Source organism: Nocardioides cremeus, from assembly GCF_030518195.1.
Lineage (GTDB): Bacteria > Actinomycetota > Actinomycetes > Propionibacteriales > Nocardioidaceae > Nocardioides > Nocardioides cremeus.
On the sequence record NZ_JAULSC010000260.1, the window covers coordinates 1 to 279 of the forward strand.

At 47.7% G+C, this 279-nt stretch carries 1 protein-coding gene; it reads right to left on the reverse strand.

From position 1 onward, the window contains the following. Positions 1-85: 85 nt before the first annotated feature. A partial coding sequence (locus QWJ41_RS21135; protein WP_302710459.1) for a hypothetical protein occupies positions 86-279 on the reverse strand: 194 nt, incomplete at its 5' end.

The following is a 279-nucleotide window of genomic DNA, read 5'->3' on the forward strand; positions in this document are numbered from 1 at the left end:
CCACAACTTGTTCTTCTTCACTAGTCTTGTTCTCTTTTTCCTCTGGGACACTTTCCGCCTTGACCTCTTCTTCAGTCACCTTGGCCTACTCTGCTGGCTCATCCGCATTGGTCTCGGTTTGTTTAGGCACTTCTGGTGCTGGTGGAGCTACTACAACTTCCTCAACTGTGGCCGCTGCTTCTTCAGTTGTTGTCTTGGCTTCTTCAACTTTCTCCGCGTGGAATGCTGATGTTGCTGACACAACCTCGACTGTGGCCATTATGAATAAAAGAAGAATTT